The sequence below is a fragment of the Pseudomonas sp. s4 genome, assembly GCF_046764235.1.
Classification (GTDB): Bacteria; Pseudomonadota; Gammaproteobacteria; order Pseudomonadales; family Pseudomonadaceae; genus Aquipseudomonas; species Aquipseudomonas asiatica.
The window spans coordinates 1,589,791-1,606,050 of record NZ_CP177209.1; the positions used below are offsets into that span (position 1 = coordinate 1,589,791).

The window sequence follows — 16,260 nt, forward strand, 5'->3', positions numbered from 1 at the left end:
GAAGTCTTTTTCAGACCTTCCCTAGATCATCGAATTGTCGAGTTCATGGCCACTATTCCGCCAAATATCAAGTTTGCGGGCGGTCGCATGAAGCATCTCTTCAAGGAGTCGGTGAAGAGTGCAATACCTCACAACATCACCGCCCGTAAAGACAAGATGGGCTTCCCAACTCCACTTACCCAGTGGACCAAAGGAGTTGCTCGTGAGTTTGTTCGCGACACATTGTTGTCCGACCACGCACGTCGCCGCGGCTTGTACAATCTGGATGTAGTTGAAAACATGCTCGGTAATGAGCGGGAATTCGGACGTGTGGTATGGGGCCTGTTGAGCCTAGAACTGTGGCACCGCATCTTCATTGACAGAGACATGCAACCAAGTGGGGTCTGAATCCGTAAAGAGTGGCAAACGGATTCTGATGCTGACCAACGATCGACAGATTGATCGGCGAATCCTCCTGCAGGCAGACAGCCTGCAGGAGGTTGGTTGGGAGGTATCTATCCTGGCGATGCCGTTGGATAGTCTCGTAACAGTTGATGACGAACGAGTACGGCGTATCGGAGCGAGCACCAAGAGATTCGCTCGTAAAGAGAATCGTGTGCTTGAAGCATATAGACTGTTCCGCAGATGGCTACCAATGAACGGGCGTGTGATGCGTTGGATGAAATCGCTCGCTTGGCGGTTCATTGTCGACCAGGAGAAGTTCTATCTGAATCTGTTCTTACCTGAAGGACGACAGCACATTGCTGATGTCGTGGTTGCTCATGATTTGCCCATGCTATCAGTGGGGCGTACTTTGGCGCAGGTATTCAATGCGGCACTGGTTTATGACAGTCATGAGTTGTTCTGCGAGCAAGAGTTTTCTCGCGGTGAACAGAAGAATTGGGCAAAGATTGAGCAACGTCATATTGGAGCCTGTGATCGCGTCATTACAGTAAATCCGTCAATTGCCCGTGAACTGGAGTCGCGTTATGGCATTGAGGAAGTGTCAGTGATTCATAATGCAGAAAAGGTAGCTCCATTGCAGGAAAGGTCATGGTACCTACATGACCATTTCGTCATACCTCACGACCACCGCGTGCTGTTGTTCCAAGGTGGATTTTCTGCCGGGCGGAATCTGGACGTATTAATTGAGAGCATTGCTCTGGTGAGGGCCGAGGATGTTCACCTTGTGCTGCTGGGTGATGGGCAACTCTGTGGAGCATTATCGAAATTGATTGTTTCGAAGGGTTTGCAGCGACGAGTTCACATTCACCAAGCCGTTCCCCAGCACCGACTCTTGGAAATCACAGCTTCTGCAGATGCTGGAATTATTCCCTATCAGGCGACCTGTCTGAATAATTATTACTGCACGCCGAACAAGCTCTTTGAGTTTATTGCGGCAGGTCTGCCTATCTTGGCAAGTGACCTGCCTGAGTTACAGCGGCTCGTTGCGGGAAATGATATTGGGCAAGTTAGGAACTTAGGTAGCTCTCTACTGATTGCCGAGGCAATAACGGATTTTTTTGGTGATGTAAAGCAAATGCAGCGTTGGCGCGATAATCTGAAGGCTGTTCGCCAGGCCCTAAGTTGGCAGCAGGAAGGTGGGAAGCTTCAGGTGATTTACGAGGGGTTGAGATGAAAGTTGCGGTGGTTTATCAGTATTATCAGGGGCATTCTGCGCCGGGACATTCACTGGTATACGAACTTACACAATATCTCGTCCATCAAGGACATTCAGTTTCAGTTGTATCAGGTGAAACAGGCTATATGAAGACTGCTCAGCCTAGTCTGCCTTGGTACAAGCGATTGTTTCGGAGGGAGCAAGATGGAGCCGTCGAGGTCATTCGCACTTTTACCTATACCCAGCTACATCGTAGTTACCTTGGGCGGTTGATGAGCTTCATTTCATTCTCCCTGACCGCACCAATCGGTTTGCTGAGGGTCTCCAAGCCTGATGTTGTGCTTGCCTCGTCACCCCCTATTTTCCCAATGTTTTCTGTGTGGTTGGTCTGCAAGATTCGTAGAATTCCTATGGTATTAGAAGTCCGTGATCTGTGGCCGGAATCTGCTGTGCAAATGGGAATTCTGCGTAACAAATATCTTATTGCCATCATGTCATGGATTGAACGTTTGCTCTACGATCAGGCCAAACGCATCGTGACGTTGACTCAAGGCATTCATGACGATATCGAATCGCGCGGATGGCCTGCCCATAGACTGGAGGTTATAACCTGTGGGGTCGATAGTGATATGCTCTATCCTGATCCTGAAGCCGGCCTTGCTTTCAGGCGTCGGCATGGTTGGGAGAGTCGACAGATTGTTTTATATATGGGGGCAATGGGCGAAGCCAACAATCTTGATGTTGTTCTTGATGCTGCAGCTCAATGCGATGACAGTCGACTGTTGTTCCTTCTTGTCGGTGACGGAATGAAGCGAGCAGACATCGAACAGCGCGCGGCGGAACTGTCTCTGGTCAATGTTAAGTGCTGGGAGCCTATTGCTAAGAACCAGGTTAGGGAGTGCATTAGTGCCGCTGATCTCTGCATTGTCACTCTGCAGGATATTCCATTGTTCCGCGGCGCAATTCCCACCAAGCTGCTGGATTACATGGCATGCGGGAAACCAGTGATTAGTGGTGTTCGAGGTGAGGCGGAACAGATCATTGCTAAAGCCAAGGCAGGCGTGACTTTTTCGCCAAACGACAGTGGGCAAATTGCTGGCTTGATTGCTGATCTTATGGGTCAAGAGGAGCGCCGGGTGCAAATGGGGAAGAACGGGGCGCATTATGTGAAAAAGTACTTTGAAGCAAGCAGAAGCCGTAAGGCTATGGAAGATCTGCTGTTGACGGTGGCTGAGGAATACCAAGCTTGAGAGTGCTTGCCGTTGACGGATCGCATTGGCTGCCCATGTTTGGCAAGGGAAGTTCAGAAGTTTTTTCGGTCCCATTCCTGTCGCGGTCAATTGAACCTATTTCGTAACCGGTCCATTATCTTTCCATTCCAATTCTATACCCGATCCCCGATGCTGTGCTCCTGATTACTTTCTGGAGCCAGTACACCATGATGATAAACGATCCGTAAATCCCACTTACCGCCGGGAAGCATATCAGGTGATAGATGGGGTATAAGGATCGCTTACGTACCGTTGGGTGCCATCTCACCATCCAGTGCAACGGCCAAATCAGCAAGCGCCCCCACTATACGCCAGCACGCCTTCCCATCCCCATACGGATTATGCGCCACGCTCATCTCTCGATACGCCCCATCATCCGTCAGCAACCTTGCTAGCTCCCCGACAATAGACCCAACCTCCGTACCCACCAGCTTCACCGTCCCCGCTGCCACCGCCTCTGGCCGCTCCGTGGTATCGCGCATCACCAGCACCGGCTTACCCAGCGCCGGCGCTTCCTCCTGAATGCCCCCCGAGTCGGTCAAAATTACATACGCCCGGCTCATCAGATAAACGAACGGCAGGTAATCCAGTGGTTCGATCAGGTAGATATTCCCCACATCCGCCAGCAGCCGGTTGACCGGCTCGCGCACGTTGGGGTTGAGGTGCACCGGGTACACTACATCCACCTCCGGAAACTGGCGCGCCGTCTGTACCAAAGCCTGGCAGATGCGTTCGAAGCCACCGCCAAAGTTCTCGCGACGATGGCCTGTTACCAAAACCATGCGGCGGTTGGCAGCCAGGTAATCGAACTGGCGCTCGAACTGTGCCCTCAGCGCCGGGCTCTCCAGTTTGTGCACCACTTCCAGCAGGGCGTCGATCACAGTGTTGCCGGTGGTGAAGATGCTCGCCGGGTCGATGCCTTCCCTTAGCAGGTTGTCACGCGAGGTGGCGGTGGGGGCGAAGTGCAGGGCGGCCAGGGTGCCGGTAAGGCGCCGGTTGCCTTCCTCTGGCCAGGGTGAATACAGGTTATTGGTGCGCAGGCCGGCTTCTACGTGGGCTATGGGTATTTGTTGGTAATAGGCTGCCAGGCTGGTAGCAAAAGTGGTCGCGGTGTCGCCATGCACCAGCACCACATCGGGCTTGAATTCGGCCAGTACCGGCTGGATACCCCGCAAAATCCCGGTGGTCACGCCGGTCAGGTCCTGGCCGGGTTTCATGATGTTCAAGTCGTAATCGGGGGTGATATCGAACAGTTCCAGTACCTGGTCGAGCATTTGCCGGTGCTGGCCGGTGACGCACACGCGCGACTCGAAGCGGGCGTCCTGGGCGAGTTGCAGGGCAAGGGGGGCCATCTTGATGGCTTCTGGACGGGTGCCAAATACGGTGAGGGTCTTGAGGGGCACGGCGGTGATCCTCTTGCTGGACGGGCTGGTACGGGTGGGCCACAAGGGGCCGGGCAGGCGCGCGGAGACTGGCCTTGTGGACGGGCCGGGAGCGAGGGCAAGCGGCGGGTGGGTGAGGGCATGCAGCTTGGGGTCCTTCAAGCAAACGGCTGTCCATTGCTCAAAAAATCTAGCAGTTGGTTCATGTGATGCCAGTTGGCGTAGGGCGGGATGGCCCGCTGGAGAGTGCGGTTGTTCCTGCTCAGGCCTTGTTCACCGGAGGTTGTAGGAATGTGGGCAGGTTTTGCTGTGAATGCGGCATCGGACAAACGGGTATTCGGCTACAGGCCGTGATGCATGGCGCCAATGCTCTCGGGCTGGGGTGGTGGAGGGAAAAGGCGATTGTTTTTTTGGGTTGGCGAAGTTGGCTGGGTGATTGATCGATTTGGTAACCATTCGCCGATGATGGTAGCTGTTTCGATGTCGGGCTTGCCGCTAGGGTTGATTGCGCAGCTGAAGGAAACCGGCTGCTGGAAAATGACCAACCCAGGAGTGTTCACCATGCGTAACAACGTTCTGTCGTACTTGCTGCTGCCGCTGTTCGCCAGCCTGTCCTTTTCCCTTAGCGCTGCCCCGGCCAGCGCCACGGCGGTGCCCGAGCCGGTCCCGGTGGTAAGCCAGCAGCAGGCCCAGCAGCCGCAGCGGCTGGACCTGAACACCGCTGACGCGCTTACTTTGCAGAAGGAGCTGAACGGGATAGGGAAGGCCAAGGCTGAGGCCATCGTGGCCTACCGGGAGGCCAATGGGCCGTTTGCTTCGGTGGATGAGCTGCTAGAGATCAAGGGGATTGGTAATGCGTTGCTGGAGCGCAACCGGGACAAGGTGATGGTGGAATAGGGGGGAGGGGGGCTGGGGTTTGTGTCCTGGCCCTGCCTTTCATGAAGATTCAATTCAGAGAACTGAATCCAAAAGCGGTCCGCGTACCCTGTGGGAGCGGCTTTAGCCGCGAAGAACCAAACGCGGTGCATGGCACCGGCTGCGCCGGTATTCGCGGCTAAAGCCGCTCCTACAGGGACCCTGCTGATTCAATGAGTTATGTGCAACTCTATGAAAACGGCCTTGCGACGGTACATGGACCGTATCAGCGGTCAGATCCTGCCAGCCACCGGCGGGGGCGCTAGCGGTCCTGCGCATCCTTGGCATCCGCTTCGGCATTGCGCTCATGCACCTTGCGCAGCTGTTCTTCGGTCAGTGGCAGTTTTTTTGCGGTGTCGCGCAGCAGCATCAGCCCGCCGACGATCGAGCCGAGGGCTATGATGAGTATCAGCCAGGCATACCAGGGCATTGTCGTTCTCCTTTGCTGGTGATGGGCAGCGCTTGTACAAATGTTGAGCAATTGCCCGTTCCGTTGGTTCAATTATAGGAGCCAGCCACTGCCGGGCCAATTCCGTGACCCGCGGGCCCCAAAGCCTGCGCCACTTCGTTTACAATGCGCGCCGTTTTCGACTTGCCAAGAGACCCTGCCCATGTCCGCCTGCCAGACGCCCCTGATCGTCGCCCTGGATTTCCCTACCCGTGAGGCCGCCCTGAAGCTGGCTGACCAGCTTGACCCTGCGCTGTGCCGGGTGAAGGTTGGCAAGGAGCTGTTCACCAGCAGTGCTTCGGGCATTGTCGAAACCCTGTGCGACAAGGGCTTCGAAGTGTTCCTGGACCTCAAGTTCCACGACATCCCCAACACTACCGCCATGGCGGTGAGGGCTGCGGCCGAGATGGGTGTGTGGATGGTGAACGTGCATTGCTCCGGTGGCCTGCGCATGATGGCGGCCTGCCGCGAAGAGCTGGCCAAGCGCAGCGGCCCGCAGCCGTTGCTGATTGGCGTGACCGTGCTGACCAGCATGGAGCGTGAAGACCTGGCCGGTATCGGCCTGGATGTCGACCCGCAAGAGCAGGTGCTGCGCCTGGCGGCGCTGGCCGAGAAGGCTGGCATGGACGGTTTGGTGTGCTCGGCTCTGGAAGCCCCGGCACTGAAGGCTGCGCACCCGTCGCTGCAACTGGTGACCCCGGGTATTCGCCCGGCGGGCAGTGCGCAGGATGACCAGCGCCGTATCCTCACCCCGCGCCAGGCACTGGATGCGGGTTCGGATTACCTGGTGATCGGGCGCCCGATCAGCCAGGCTGCCGATCCGGCGCAGGCGTTGGCTGCGGTGGTGGCGGAGATTCGTGGGTAAGTAGCCCGCGTTGTAAAGAAAGGCCGGCACGAGAGTGCTGGCCTTTTTTGTTTGGTACATGGCACCGCCTTTGGCGGTGATCGCCGGCAAGCCGGCTCCCACAGAAGAGCGCAGCCTCGCAGGCAGAGCTGGACCTGTGGGAGCGGGTGAGTCAGCTTTTGGATTTTGGGTTGTTCCCTCAAAGCCTGTCAGTGCAGCTTGTTCTTGGCCAGTTCGATGTCGTTCATCAGGGCCTTGGCCATGGCCAGCAGGTAATCGGCGGAGCCCAGCAGTTTGTGGTCATCTTCCATGTCGCCTTCGCGCACAAGGTGCTTGATGTAGCCCAGCAGGACTGACACGTGCTCGTAGGCATCATCGATCGGTATGCCGGGTTGTACGCGGAGCAGGTCCAGGGTGGGGTTGCCGGCTTCGAGGAAGGTTTCCAGGCCTGCGGTTAGGATGGGGGAGGGGGTGTACTTTTTCATGGTTAAAATCCAGTGCGTGACGAGGAGCAACCACCCGGATCTTTCTCACGGACAAAGGTGGCAGCCATTGCGCGGGGTGAGAAACCGGTGCACTGACGCCGGCCAAGCCGAAGCCTGCCCGCGAATGGCTGCCATTGAACAGTGGAGCAGCAGTGCATAACAGGTTCTCACACCCGGTCACCAACATGGCGACCCGGTGAAGTTATCCCTGAGGGATTTCCTCGACAATTCAGCTGCTTCCGATCGCTGCGTAGGATAGTTCGCTTGCTGCTTCAAGCTGAAGCGGTGGGGGCAAGGTTCAGGAAAGTCTGACGCGCTGCTCCTGCATAGGTGGTCAGTGTAGGAGCGGCCTTGTGTCGCGATTGGGCCGCAAAGCGGCCCCGGCAATATCTGCGGCGAAGCTACAAATGAGGGGCCGCTGCGCGACCCCGTCGCGACACAAGGCCGCTCCTACAGGGGACCGCGCAGTGTTGAGGGGTTTATACCTTCAGCACCAACTTGCCAAAGTTCTCCCCACTGAACAGCTTCAGCAAGGTCTCGGGGAAGGTCTCCAGCCCTTCCACCACATCTTCCTTGCTCTTCACCTGCCCGCTGGCCAGCCACCCGGCAATCTCCAGCGCGGCCTTGCCGTAATCCTTGGCGTAATCCATCACCACGAAGCCTTCCATGCGCGCGCGGTTCACCAGCAGTGACAGGTAGTTGGCCGGGCCTTTCACCGCTTCCTTGTTGTTGTACTGGCTGATCGCGCCGCAAATCACGATGCGTGCCTTGAAGTTGATGCGGGTCAGCACGGCGTCGAGGATGTCGCCGCCGACGTTGTCGAAGTACACGTCCACGCCTTTGGGGCATTCGCGCTTCAGGCCGGCCAGCACGTCTTCGGCCTTGTAGTCGATCACCCCATCAAAGCCCAGTTCGTCCTTCAGGTACTGGCACTTCTCGGCGCCGCCGGCAATGCCGACCACGCGGCAGCCTTTGATCTTGGCAATTTGCCCGACAATGCTGCCCACCGCGCCAGCCGCGCCGGAAATCACCACGGTGTCACCGGCCTTGGGTTGGCCGACGTCCAGCAGGGCAAAATAGGCGGTCATGCCGGTCATGCCCAGCGCCGACAGATAGCGGGGCAGGGGCGCCAGGTTGGGGTCGATCTTGTGCAGGCCCTGGGGTTCGCCAGTGAAGTAGTCCTGCACGCCAAGGGCGCCGCTTACATGGTCGCCCGGCTTGTAACTGGGATGGTTGGAGGCAACAACCTCGCCAACACCCAGCGCGCGCATCACCTGGCCCAGGGCCACGGGCGGGATGTAGGACTTGCCTTCGTTCATCCAGCCGCGCATGGCCGGGTCCAGCGACAGGTACAGGTTGCGCACCAGCACCTGGCCTTCGCCGGGTTGTTCGGCGGGCACGGTCTCGAAGCTGAAGTCGTCACGGCGCACGGCGCCGACCGGGCGTTTGGCGAGCAGGAAGCGGCGGTTGGTGTTGGTCATGGCGGGTCCTTGTGGGCAATGGAAGGGGGAGGCGTCAAATCTACCCTGTTGATGTAGGCAGGTCCGTAACATCACTGACAAGCATGGTAGCCCAACCGGTGGGGTGATGATGCTGCCCGGGCGGGTGGTGGCTGACTATGCTCTGAACCCCACCAAGCACGCTTTGGAGCACGCGATGAGCATGACCTTTTCCGGCCAGGTAGCCCTGGTCACCGGCGGCGCCGCCGGCATCGGCCGGGCAACCGCCCTGGCTTTCGCCCAGGAGGGCCTGAAGGTGGTGGTGGCCGACCTCGACCCGGCCGGTGGCGAGGCCACTGTGGCCCTGATCCACGCTGCGGGCGGGGAGGCGCTGTTCATTGCCTGCGACGTTACTCGTGACGCCGAGGTGCGCCAACTGCACGAGCGCCTGATCGCCGCCTATGGCCGGCTGGACTATGCCTACAACAACGCAGGTATCGAGATAGAGCAGGGCCGCCTGGCCGAGGGCAGCGAGGCGGAGTTCGATGCCATCATGGGCGTCAACGTGAAGGGTGTGTGGCTGTGCATGAAGTACCAGCTGCCGTTGCTGTTGGCCCAGGGCGGTGGGGCCATCGTCAATACCGCTTCGGTGGCGGGCTTGGGCGCGGCGCCGAAGATGAGCATCTACAGCGCCTCCAAGCACGCGGTGATCGGCCTGACCAAGTCGGCGGCCATCGAATACGCCAAGAAGGGCATCCGGGTGAATGCGGTGTGCCCGGCGGTGATCGACACCGACATGTTCCGCCGCGCCTATGAGGCCGACCCACGCAAGGCCGAGTTTGCCGCTGCCATGCATCCGGTGGGGCGCATTGGCAAGGTCGAGGAAATTGCCAGCGCCGTGCTGTACCTGTGCAGTGATGGCGCGGCGTTTACCACAGGGCATTGCCTGGCAGTGGATGGTGGGGCTACGGCGATCTGAGCCGATATCGATGTGGCCTTCTTCGCGGGTAAACCCGCTCCCACAGGTACTGCACCGCTCTCGGGTTGGGTGCGATCTGTGGGAGCGGGTTCACCCGCGAAAGGGTCGGGCCTGCCCACTCTGATGCCAGCCCACCCCCATCACCAGAAACACCGCCAACCCTTTATGCTTAACTGTTCGCTCAAAACCAGCGAACACTTGCCCCTCGACCGCACCAGCCCCACCCCGCTGGTGCAGCAACTCACCGACCACCTGCAAACCTGGATCGACCAGCAACGCCTGCGCCCGGCGCGCGCCTGCCGTCGATTCGGGCCTTGGCCCGCAGCCAGGCGGTCAGTGCGTCGTAGTTGGCGCACGGCCACCGAGCTGGCCCAGGCAGTGCGCCAGGTAAGCCGTGGCAACCCGCAGGACCTGTTCGACTATTGCCCACCCCTGGGCCTGGCCAGCCTGCGCCAACAGCTGCACAAGCGCCTGGCGCAGCTGGGCATCGCCGCCGGCCTCGAACGTATCCTCACCACCCACGGCGCCAGCCACGGCCTGGACCTGCTGGTGCGCACCCTGCTGCGTCCGGGCGACACGGTCCTTGTGGAAAACCCCGGCTACTACAACCGTCTGGGCCCGGGTGCCAGGCCGCGATTTTGCCAGCCTGGAGCGCCTTGCACTGGAACACGACGTGCTGCTCACCCCCGGCAGCGCCTTCGATTACCAGGGCGCGGCCAGCGCCTGGCTGCGCATCAATGTCGCTTACGGGCAGGACTCCCGCGCCCAGGCCTTCCTTCAGCACGCAGGGCGACCTCTGCCAAGCTGATAGCGACACGCTCATAGCTATTTGACACTATTCTGACGTCAGGCCCTTGTTCATCGGCTGGCAACGTTGCCACCCTTGGCCTTCGGGATAACCTCGCACGCAGAAGGGGAATCGGCATGGGCACGAGCAAGCACGGTGTGCTGGCGAACCTGGGCATGGCACGCAAACTCGGCCTGGGCTTTGCCCTGGTGCTGGTGCTGACCCTGGCGGTGGCCGGCATTGGCATTGCCGCGCTGCACAGCGTTGGCCAGCGCTTCGACAGCTTGCGCCAGCTGGCCCAGTTCAATACTGACCTGCTGCGCTTGCGCCAGCACGAGCAGGCATTTGCCCTGCGCTCCGACCTGCAGCAGGCCGAGGCCTTGCGCAGCGGCTTGCAGGGCCTGGTCGAACGCGCCCGTGGCCTGCCGGCGCTGGCGGCGGCGGAAAACGACCTGGCAGCCTATGGCCAGGCGTTCGAGGCCTTTGTCGAGGCGGTGCAGGCCAAGGAGCTGGCGCTGGACATGGCCAGTTGGTCGGTGTCCAGCGTGGCCAACAACCTCGACGTACTGCAGGCCGGCCTGGCCGATGACGGCGTGTATACCCTCAAGCAGTCCCAGGGCCAGCAGGGCGGCGCGTTCCTCGAGCAGGCCACGCAGGTGGCGCAGGTGTCGCGGCTGATGCTGCAGGCCATGGACGAAGCGCGGGTACGCCTGGAAAAAAGCCGCAAGGGCGAAGAGAGCGTCAGCCAGGAGCGCATTGCCCAGACCGTCGAAGCCGCCAGCCTGGTCAGCCAGTTGCAGGGCGCTGTCAGCGATGCCGGCTACCAGAGTGTGCTGGGCGAAGTGGCGGGGCACATTGGCAGCTTCTCGGAAAAGCTTAACGAATACACGGACCAACTGGCCCGCGAGCAGGGCTTGAAGGCGCAGTTGCAGGCCAGTGCCGAGCAAGTCACCAACCGGGTCGACCAGGCTTACCTGGGGCAGGAGCAGGCCCTGCAGGGCGAACTGCAACGCAATGCCGTGGCCATCGGCCTGGCTACCGCATTGGCGCTGCTGGTAGGTGTGCTGGCAGCCTGGCTGATCACCCGCGCCGTGGTCGGCCCGCTCAAGCATGTGATTGCCCGCGCCCAGCGCATCGCTGCCGGCGAGCTGAGCTTCGACGCCCAGGCACCACGTCGTGACGAAGTAGGGCAGTTGATGCAGGCCATGCAGCAGATGGCGGCTGGCCTGTCGGGCATTGTCAGCGGTTTGCAGCAGGGCATCGAGCAACTGGCCGGCAATGCGCAGGCGCTGTCGGCGGTGACCGAACAGACCAACCGCGAGGTGGGCAGCCAGAAGGAAGAGACCGAGCAGGTGGCTACCGCCATGCAGCAGATGACCGCCACCGTGCACGATGTGGCGCGTAATGCCGAAGAGGCGGCGCAGGCGGCCCAGGCAGCGGATGAGAAGGTTGATTCCGGGCAGCAGGTGGTGCGCCAGAGCATGCAGCGCATCGAGCAACTGGCGGCGGCGGCGGAGACGGCCAGCGCCGGTATCGACAGCCTCAGTGCCGAGATCCACACCATTGGCGACGTGCTGGAAGTGATCAAGAGCGTGGCCGAGCAGACCAACCTGCTGGCGCTGAATGCTGCTATCGAAGCCGCCCGCGCGGGTGAGCAGGGGCGTGGCTTTGCCGTGGTCGCTGACGAGGTGCGTGCGCTGGCGCGGCGTACCCGGCAGTCTACCGAGCAGATCGAGACCTTGGTCGCCAGCCTGCGCGGCAATGCCCAGCAGTCGGTGGCGCAGATTCGCGGCAGTACCGAGCTGGTGCGTTTGGCGGTGGCTGATGCACTGCAGACCGAAAGCGCGCTGGGCAGCATTGCGGCGGCGGTGTCATTGATTCAGCAGATGAACCAGCAGATTGCCGCGGCGGCCGAGCAGCAGAGCTCGGTGGCAGAAGAGATCAGCCGCAGCGTCACGCAGATCCGTGGTAGTGCCGATCAGGCGGCGTTGGCGATGCAGGATAATGCCCGGTCGAGTATCGAGCTGGCGCAGCTGGGTACCGACCTGAAGGGGATGGTGGGGCATTTCAGGTTGTGATCTGGACCTGGGGCTTGTGTTGCCTGTACCGGCCCCTTCGCGGGTAAACCCGCTCCCACAGGAATACCACAATGCTGAATATTGTGTGATCCCTGTGGGAGCGGGTTTACCCGCGAAGAGGCCAGTACAGGCAACAAATACCTTCAGGCCCTGCGCGGGTTGAGGATCATCAAGGCCAGTACCCCCGCCACAATCCCCCAGAACGCCGAGCCGATCGAGAACAAGGTCAGCCCCGAAGCGGTCACCATGAAGGTAATCACCGCCGCCTCCCGTTCGCGCGCTTCGCTCATTGCCACGGTCAGCCCGTTCATGATCGAGCCGAACAGCGCCAGCGCCGCAATCGATAGCACCAGCTCTTTCGGCAGCGCCGCAAACAGCGCCGCCAAGGTCGCGCCGAACACCCCGGCAATGCCATAGAAAATCCCGCACCACACCGCCGCGGTATAACGTTTGGCCGGGTCTTCATGGGCATGCGGCCCGGTGCAGATTGCCGCGCTGATCGCCGCCAGGTTGACCCCATGCGAACCAAACGGCGCCAGCAGCAGCGAGGCAAAGCCGGTGGCCGAGATCAGCGGCGAGGCCGGCACCTGGTAGCCGTCGGCGCGCAGCACGGCCACACCCGGCATGTTCTGCGAGGTCATCGCCACCACGAACAGCGGAATGCCAATGCTGATGGTCGCCGCCAGCGAGAAGCTTGGCGTGGTCCACACCGGCGTGGCCATCTCCAGCCGGAAGCCGCTGAAGTCCAGCAGGCCCAGGGCGCCGGACAGCGCCGTACCCACCAATAGCGCGGCCAGCAAGCAGTAACGCGGCGACAGGCGTTTGACCAGCAGGTAGCTGAAGAACATGCCCAGTACCAGCAGGGTGCGATGCTGGGCGGCAACGAAGATTTCGCTGCCGATCTTGAACAGGATACCCGCCAGCAGCGCCGAGGCCAGCGAGGCCGGGATGCGCTTGACCAGGCGCTCGAAGCTGCCGGTCAGGCCACAGATCAGCACCAGCACGGCACAGGTGATGTAGGCGCCGATCGCTTCGCCATAGCTGACCCCGCCCAGGCTGGTGATCAGCAGGGCGGCGCCGGGGGTGGACCAGGCCACGGTGATCGGTGTGCGGTAACGCAGCGACAGGCCGATGCTGCACACCGCCATGCCGATCGACAACGCCCAGATCCATGAGGAAATCTGCGCGGTGGTCAGCCCGGCTGCCTGGCCGGCCTGGAACATCAGCACCAGCGAGCTGGTATAGCCGGTGAGCATGGCGATGAAGCCGGCGACCACCGCCGACGGGGAGCTGTCTGCCAGGGGCCGCAGGCGTATGGAAGTGGCGTCGGTCATGAACAAAATCCTTGTAAAGGTGTAAGCAGTTTTTTCAGACTACAGCGAGCAAGGTTGATCCTTGCCATACAGCGGCCATTGCTTTTAGCCGTACAGTCGCCAACTATTGGGCGCAAATGCAGAACTGCACAGGCAGCCACAAGAATGGCGCCCGCTTTTGTAGGAGCAGCCTTGTGCTGCGAAGAGGCCGTTTCAGCCCATGCAGGTGCTGCGCCTGTAACGGCCTCTTCGCAGCACAAGGCTGCTCCTACAGGGCCAGGCGAGATCTTTGGCATAGAGGGGGAGAGGGGCGATGTACAAGGTCTACGGCGACTACCAGTCGGGCAACTGTTACAAGGTCAAGCTGATGTTGAGCCTGCTGGGCCGGCCATATGAATGGCACCCGGTGGACATCCTCAAGGGCGAGACCGAAACGCCCGAGTTCCTGGCGATGAACCCCAACGGCAAGGTACCGGTGCTGGAGCTGGAAGACGGCAGCTACCTGTGGGAGTCCAATGCCATTCTCAACTACCTGGCCGATGGCAGCGAGTTCCTGCCCACCGAGCCACGCCTGCGCACCCAGGTGTTGCAGTGGCAGTTCTTCGAGCAGTACAGCCATGAGCCGTACATTGCAGTGGCGCGTTTCATCCAGTTCTACCTGGGGTTGCCGGACGAGCGACTGGAGGAGTACCGCAAGCTGCACAAGGGCGGTTACAAGGCACTGAAGGTGATGGAGCGGCAGCTGCAGATGACGCCGTTCCTGGTCGGCGAGCAGTATTCGATTGCCGATGTGGCGTTGTATGCCTACACCCACGTGGCGCAGCAGGGCGGGTTCGACCTGGCCGACTACCCGGCAGTGAGGGCCTGGCTGGAGCGGGTCAGCAGCCACCCGCGGCATGTGCCGATGGTGGGCTAGTTTATAGCCTGTGCCGGCCTCTTCGCGGGCATGCCCGCTCCCACAGGTATTCCACAATATTCAGCCCTGTGGTGAACCTGTGGGAGCGGGCGTGCCCGCGAAGAGGCGGGCACAGGCCGCCGGCAAACGGTCAGGCCGAAGCGAACCGCTCATCCAGGTAGGCAATGATCGCCTTGGACTCATACATCCAGGTCACCTTGCCCGCTTCTTCAATACGCAGGCACGGTACTTTCACCCGGCCGCCACCTTCCTGCAGGGCCTGGCGGTGCACTGGGTCGTTCTTGGCATCGCGCAGCGCCACCGGCACGTTCAAACGGTGCAGGGTGCGGCGGGTCTTGACGCAGAACGGGCAGGCGTGGAACTGGTACAGCGCCAGGCCCTGGGCCGCTTGCTCGACGCGGGCCTGGGCGGCGGCGTCGCGCTTGCGCTTGGCCGGGCGGCTGATCCAGTCGCCGAACACGATGAGCTGGCCGAGGCCAACCCGCAGGGCTTTGACGATCATGGGCAACTCCTGAAATGAAAAAGCCGACCCGGCAGGGTCGGCTCGGGGTCAGCAGCCAATCACTTGATCAGGCTGAGGAACTCGCTGCGGGTGGCGGCGTTTTCGCGGAACTCACCCAGCATCACCGAGGTGATCATGGTCGAGTTCTGCTTCTCGACACCGCGCATCATCATGCACATGTGCTTGGCTTCGATGACCACGGCAACGCCGGCGGCACCGGTTACCTGCTGCACGGCCTCGGCAACCTGGCGGCTGAGGTTTTCCTGGATCTGCAGGCGGCGAGCGTACATGTCGACGATGCGCGCCACCTTCGACAGGCCCAGTACCTTGCCCTTGGGCAGGTAGGCCACGTGCGCCTTGCCGATGAACGGCAGCATGTGGTGTTCGCACATCGAATACAGCTCGATGTCCCGGACCAGCACCATTTCGCTGTTGTCAGAGCTGAACAGCGCGTTGTTGGTGACTTCTTCCAGTGTTTGCTCATAACCGCGGCAAAGGTACTTCATCGCCTTTGCAGCCCGCTTGGGCGTGTCGAGCAGGCCCTCACGGGAGACGTCCTCGCCAATCTGGCTGAGGATCTCGGTGTAGTTCTGTTCCAGGGACATGGATCTACCTGTGGGAAAAAATCGCAAAAACGAAGGGTACGGCGGTGAGGGCGGCGCTGCAAGCGCGGCGTTACTCGTCGCGGCCTTCGAGCATGGTTCGCTTAAGCATCACATACACCGCGCCGGTGCCGCCGTGGCGGGCGCTGCACGAGGCAAAACCGAGCACCTGCGGGTGCTGGCGCAGCCAGGTGTTGACGTGGCTCTTGATCATCGGGCGCTTGCCGTCCAGGCGCGCGGCCTTGCCGTGGGTAACTCGCACGCAGCGCACTTCCAGTCTGGTGGCCTCGGCGATGAAATCCCACAGGGTTTCGCGGGCCTTTTCCACGGTCATGCCATGCAAGTCGAGGCTGCCCTCGAACGGGATCTGCCCCAGCTTCAGCTTGCGCAGCTGGCCTTCCTGCACGCCATCGCGGCGCCACAGCAACTCGTCTTCGGCGCCAACGTCGATGACGAACTGGTCGGACATGCCGTCGATCACCAGCGCCTTGTCACTGCGCACGGTCGCCGCCTGACGCAGGCCGGCCAGCTTCTGGCGGTCGGCCTTGGGCTTGCCGACTTCGGCGCGGTCGTGCCTGATCGGTTTGACACCGCGCACTTCGGCCTTGAACAGGGAAAAATCGTCGTCTTGCATGATGCCTCCACGTGGGCGGCGTAGTTTACGCGACTGTGGGGCCTTGTGCAGCCTGTGTGGGCCCT

At 60.8% G+C, this 16,260-nt stretch carries 16 protein-coding genes and 2 pseudogenes; 10 read left to right on the plus strand and 8 right to left on the minus strand.

Features of this window, described 5'->3' with window-relative positions:
- Window positions 1-45 precede the first annotated feature (45 nt).
- Genes ACK56M_RS07410 through ACK56M_RS07420 form a run of 3 tightly spaced genes read left to right on the plus strand, consistent with a single transcriptional unit; the run spans window position 46 to window position 2,850 of the window.
- Window positions 46-387, plus strand: coding sequence for an asparagine synthase-related protein (locus ACK56M_RS07410; protein WP_411959339.1), 342 nt, complete (start codon window positions 46-48; stop codon window positions 385-387).
- A 28-nt stretch (window positions 388-415) separates the two neighbouring features.
- Window positions 416-1,618 (plus strand): glycosyltransferase, encoded by a 1,203-nt coding sequence (locus tag ACK56M_RS07415; RefSeq protein ID WP_411959340.1) that lies wholly within the window; start codon window positions 416-418, stop codon window positions 1,616-1,618.
- Window positions 1,615-2,850: a glycosyltransferase family 4 protein gene (locus tag ACK56M_RS07420; RefSeq protein ID WP_411959341.1), complete on the plus strand. Its 1,236-nt coding sequence runs from the start codon at window positions 1,615-1,617 to the stop codon at window positions 2,848-2,850. Before ACK56M_RS07415 ends, ACK56M_RS07420 begins: the two co-directional genes overlap by 4 nt.
- 263 nt (window positions 2,851-3,113) lie before the next feature.
- Here the strand turns inward: ACK56M_RS07420 and wecB are convergent, their stop codons facing one another.
- On the minus strand, window positions 3,114-4,274 hold the full coding sequence (gene wecB, locus ACK56M_RS07425) for a non-hydrolyzing UDP-N-acetylglucosamine 2-epimerase (RefSeq protein ID WP_411959342.1): 1,161 nt from the start codon (window positions 4,272-4,274) through the stop codon (window positions 3,114-3,116).
- A 540-nt stretch (window positions 4,275-4,814) separates the two neighbouring features.
- Between wecB and ACK56M_RS07430 the strand changes: the two genes are divergently transcribed.
- Window positions 4,815-5,150 carry a ComEA family DNA-binding protein gene (locus tag ACK56M_RS07430; protein ID WP_085590160.1) on the plus strand — a complete coding sequence of 112 codons (336 nt, stop codon included), beginning with the start codon at window positions 4,815-4,817 and terminating at the stop codon, window positions 5,148-5,150.
- A 280-nt stretch (window positions 5,151-5,430) separates the two neighbouring features.
- Here the strand turns inward: ACK56M_RS07430 and ACK56M_RS07435 are convergent, their stop codons facing one another.
- Window positions 5,431-5,598, minus strand: a complete 168-nt coding sequence (locus tag ACK56M_RS07435) for a DUF2897 family protein (protein WP_010952850.1) — start codon at window positions 5,596-5,598, stop codon at window positions 5,431-5,433.
- A gap of 181 nt (window positions 5,599-5,779) precedes the next feature.
- On the opposite strand from ACK56M_RS07435, the gene pyrF reads away from it, so the two are divergent.
- A complete protein-coding gene (gene pyrF / locus ACK56M_RS07440) occupies window positions 5,780-6,481 on the plus strand; it encodes an orotidine-5'-phosphate decarboxylase (protein WP_015269338.1) in 702 nt (233 codons plus the stop codon).
- Between the two features lie 188 nt (window positions 6,482-6,669).
- Here the strand turns inward: pyrF and ACK56M_RS07445 are convergent, their stop codons facing one another.
- Window positions 6,670-6,945 (minus strand): DUF3077 domain-containing protein, encoded by a 276-nt coding sequence (locus ACK56M_RS07445; RefSeq protein ID WP_075044081.1) that lies wholly within the window; start codon window positions 6,943-6,945, stop codon window positions 6,670-6,672.
- A 479-nt stretch (window positions 6,946-7,424) separates the two neighbouring features.
- Complete coding sequence (locus ACK56M_RS07450) at window positions 7,425-8,426, minus strand: NADP-dependent oxidoreductase (RefSeq protein ID WP_085721740.1); 1,002 nt, start codon at window positions 8,424-8,426, stop codon at window positions 7,425-7,427.
- A 175-nt stretch (window positions 8,427-8,601) separates the two neighbouring features.
- On the opposite strand from ACK56M_RS07450, the gene ACK56M_RS07455 reads away from it, so the two are divergent.
- The 4 genes and pseudogenes from ACK56M_RS07455 to ACK56M_RS07470 all read left to right on the plus strand — a co-directional run bounded on the left by ACK56M_RS07455 (window position 8,602) and on the right by ACK56M_RS07470 (window position 12,228).
- On the plus strand, window positions 8,602-9,363 hold the full coding sequence (locus ACK56M_RS07455; protein ID WP_039614939.1) for an SDR family oxidoreductase: 762 nt from the start codon (window positions 8,602-8,604) through the stop codon (window positions 9,361-9,363).
- 165 nt (window positions 9,364-9,528) lie between these two features.
- A pseudogene (locus ACK56M_RS07460) lies at window positions 9,529-9,972 on the plus strand (aminotransferase class I/II-fold pyridoxal phosphate-dependent enzyme); the annotation flags it as partial.
- An 867-nt stretch (window positions 9,973-10,839) separates the two neighbouring features.
- Window positions 10,840-11,319: pseudogene (locus ACK56M_RS07465) on the plus strand (methyl-accepting chemotaxis protein); the annotation flags it as partial.
- Between the two features lie 204 nt (window positions 11,320-11,523).
- Entirely contained in the window at window positions 11,524-12,228 is a 705-nt protein-coding gene (locus ACK56M_RS07470; RefSeq protein WP_411959613.1) for a methyl-accepting chemotaxis protein, read from the plus strand.
- 143 nt (window positions 12,229-12,371) lie between these two features.
- Here ACK56M_RS07470 and ACK56M_RS07475 read toward each other — a convergent pair whose 3' ends face one another.
- Entirely contained in the window at window positions 12,372-13,562 is a 1,191-nt protein-coding gene (locus tag ACK56M_RS07475) for a benzoate/H(+) symporter BenE family transporter (RefSeq protein ID WP_411959343.1), read from the minus strand.
- 292 nt (window positions 13,563-13,854) lie between these two features.
- Between ACK56M_RS07475 and ACK56M_RS07480 the strand changes: the two genes are divergently transcribed.
- Window positions 13,855-14,457 carry a glutathione S-transferase family protein gene (locus ACK56M_RS07480; protein ID WP_015269346.1) on the plus strand — a complete coding sequence of 201 codons (603 nt, stop codon included), beginning with the start codon at window positions 13,855-13,857 and terminating at the stop codon, window positions 14,455-14,457.
- A 130-nt stretch (window positions 14,458-14,587) separates the two neighbouring features.
- Here the strand turns inward: ACK56M_RS07480 and ACK56M_RS07485 are convergent, their stop codons facing one another.
- The 3 genes from ACK56M_RS07485 to ACK56M_RS07495 all read right to left on the minus strand — a co-directional run bounded on the left by ACK56M_RS07485 (window position 14,588) and on the right by ACK56M_RS07495 (window position 16,195).
- The gene (locus ACK56M_RS07485) at window positions 14,588-14,959 is read right to left on the minus strand and encodes a glutaredoxin family protein (protein ID WP_003260822.1); all 372 of its coding nucleotides are present in this window, start codon (window positions 14,957-14,959) and stop codon (window positions 14,588-14,590) included.
- Between the two features lie 59 nt (window positions 14,960-15,018).
- Window positions 15,019-15,564 (minus strand): GTP cyclohydrolase I FolE, encoded by a 546-nt coding sequence (gene folE, locus ACK56M_RS07490; RefSeq protein WP_013971502.1) that lies wholly within the window; start codon window positions 15,562-15,564, stop codon window positions 15,019-15,021.
- Between the two features lie 70 nt (window positions 15,565-15,634).
- Window positions 15,635-16,195 (minus strand): Smr/MutS family protein, encoded by a 561-nt coding sequence (locus ACK56M_RS07495; RefSeq protein ID WP_013971503.1) that lies wholly within the window; start codon window positions 16,193-16,195, stop codon window positions 15,635-15,637.
- Window positions 16,196-16,260: the final 65 nt, after the last annotated feature.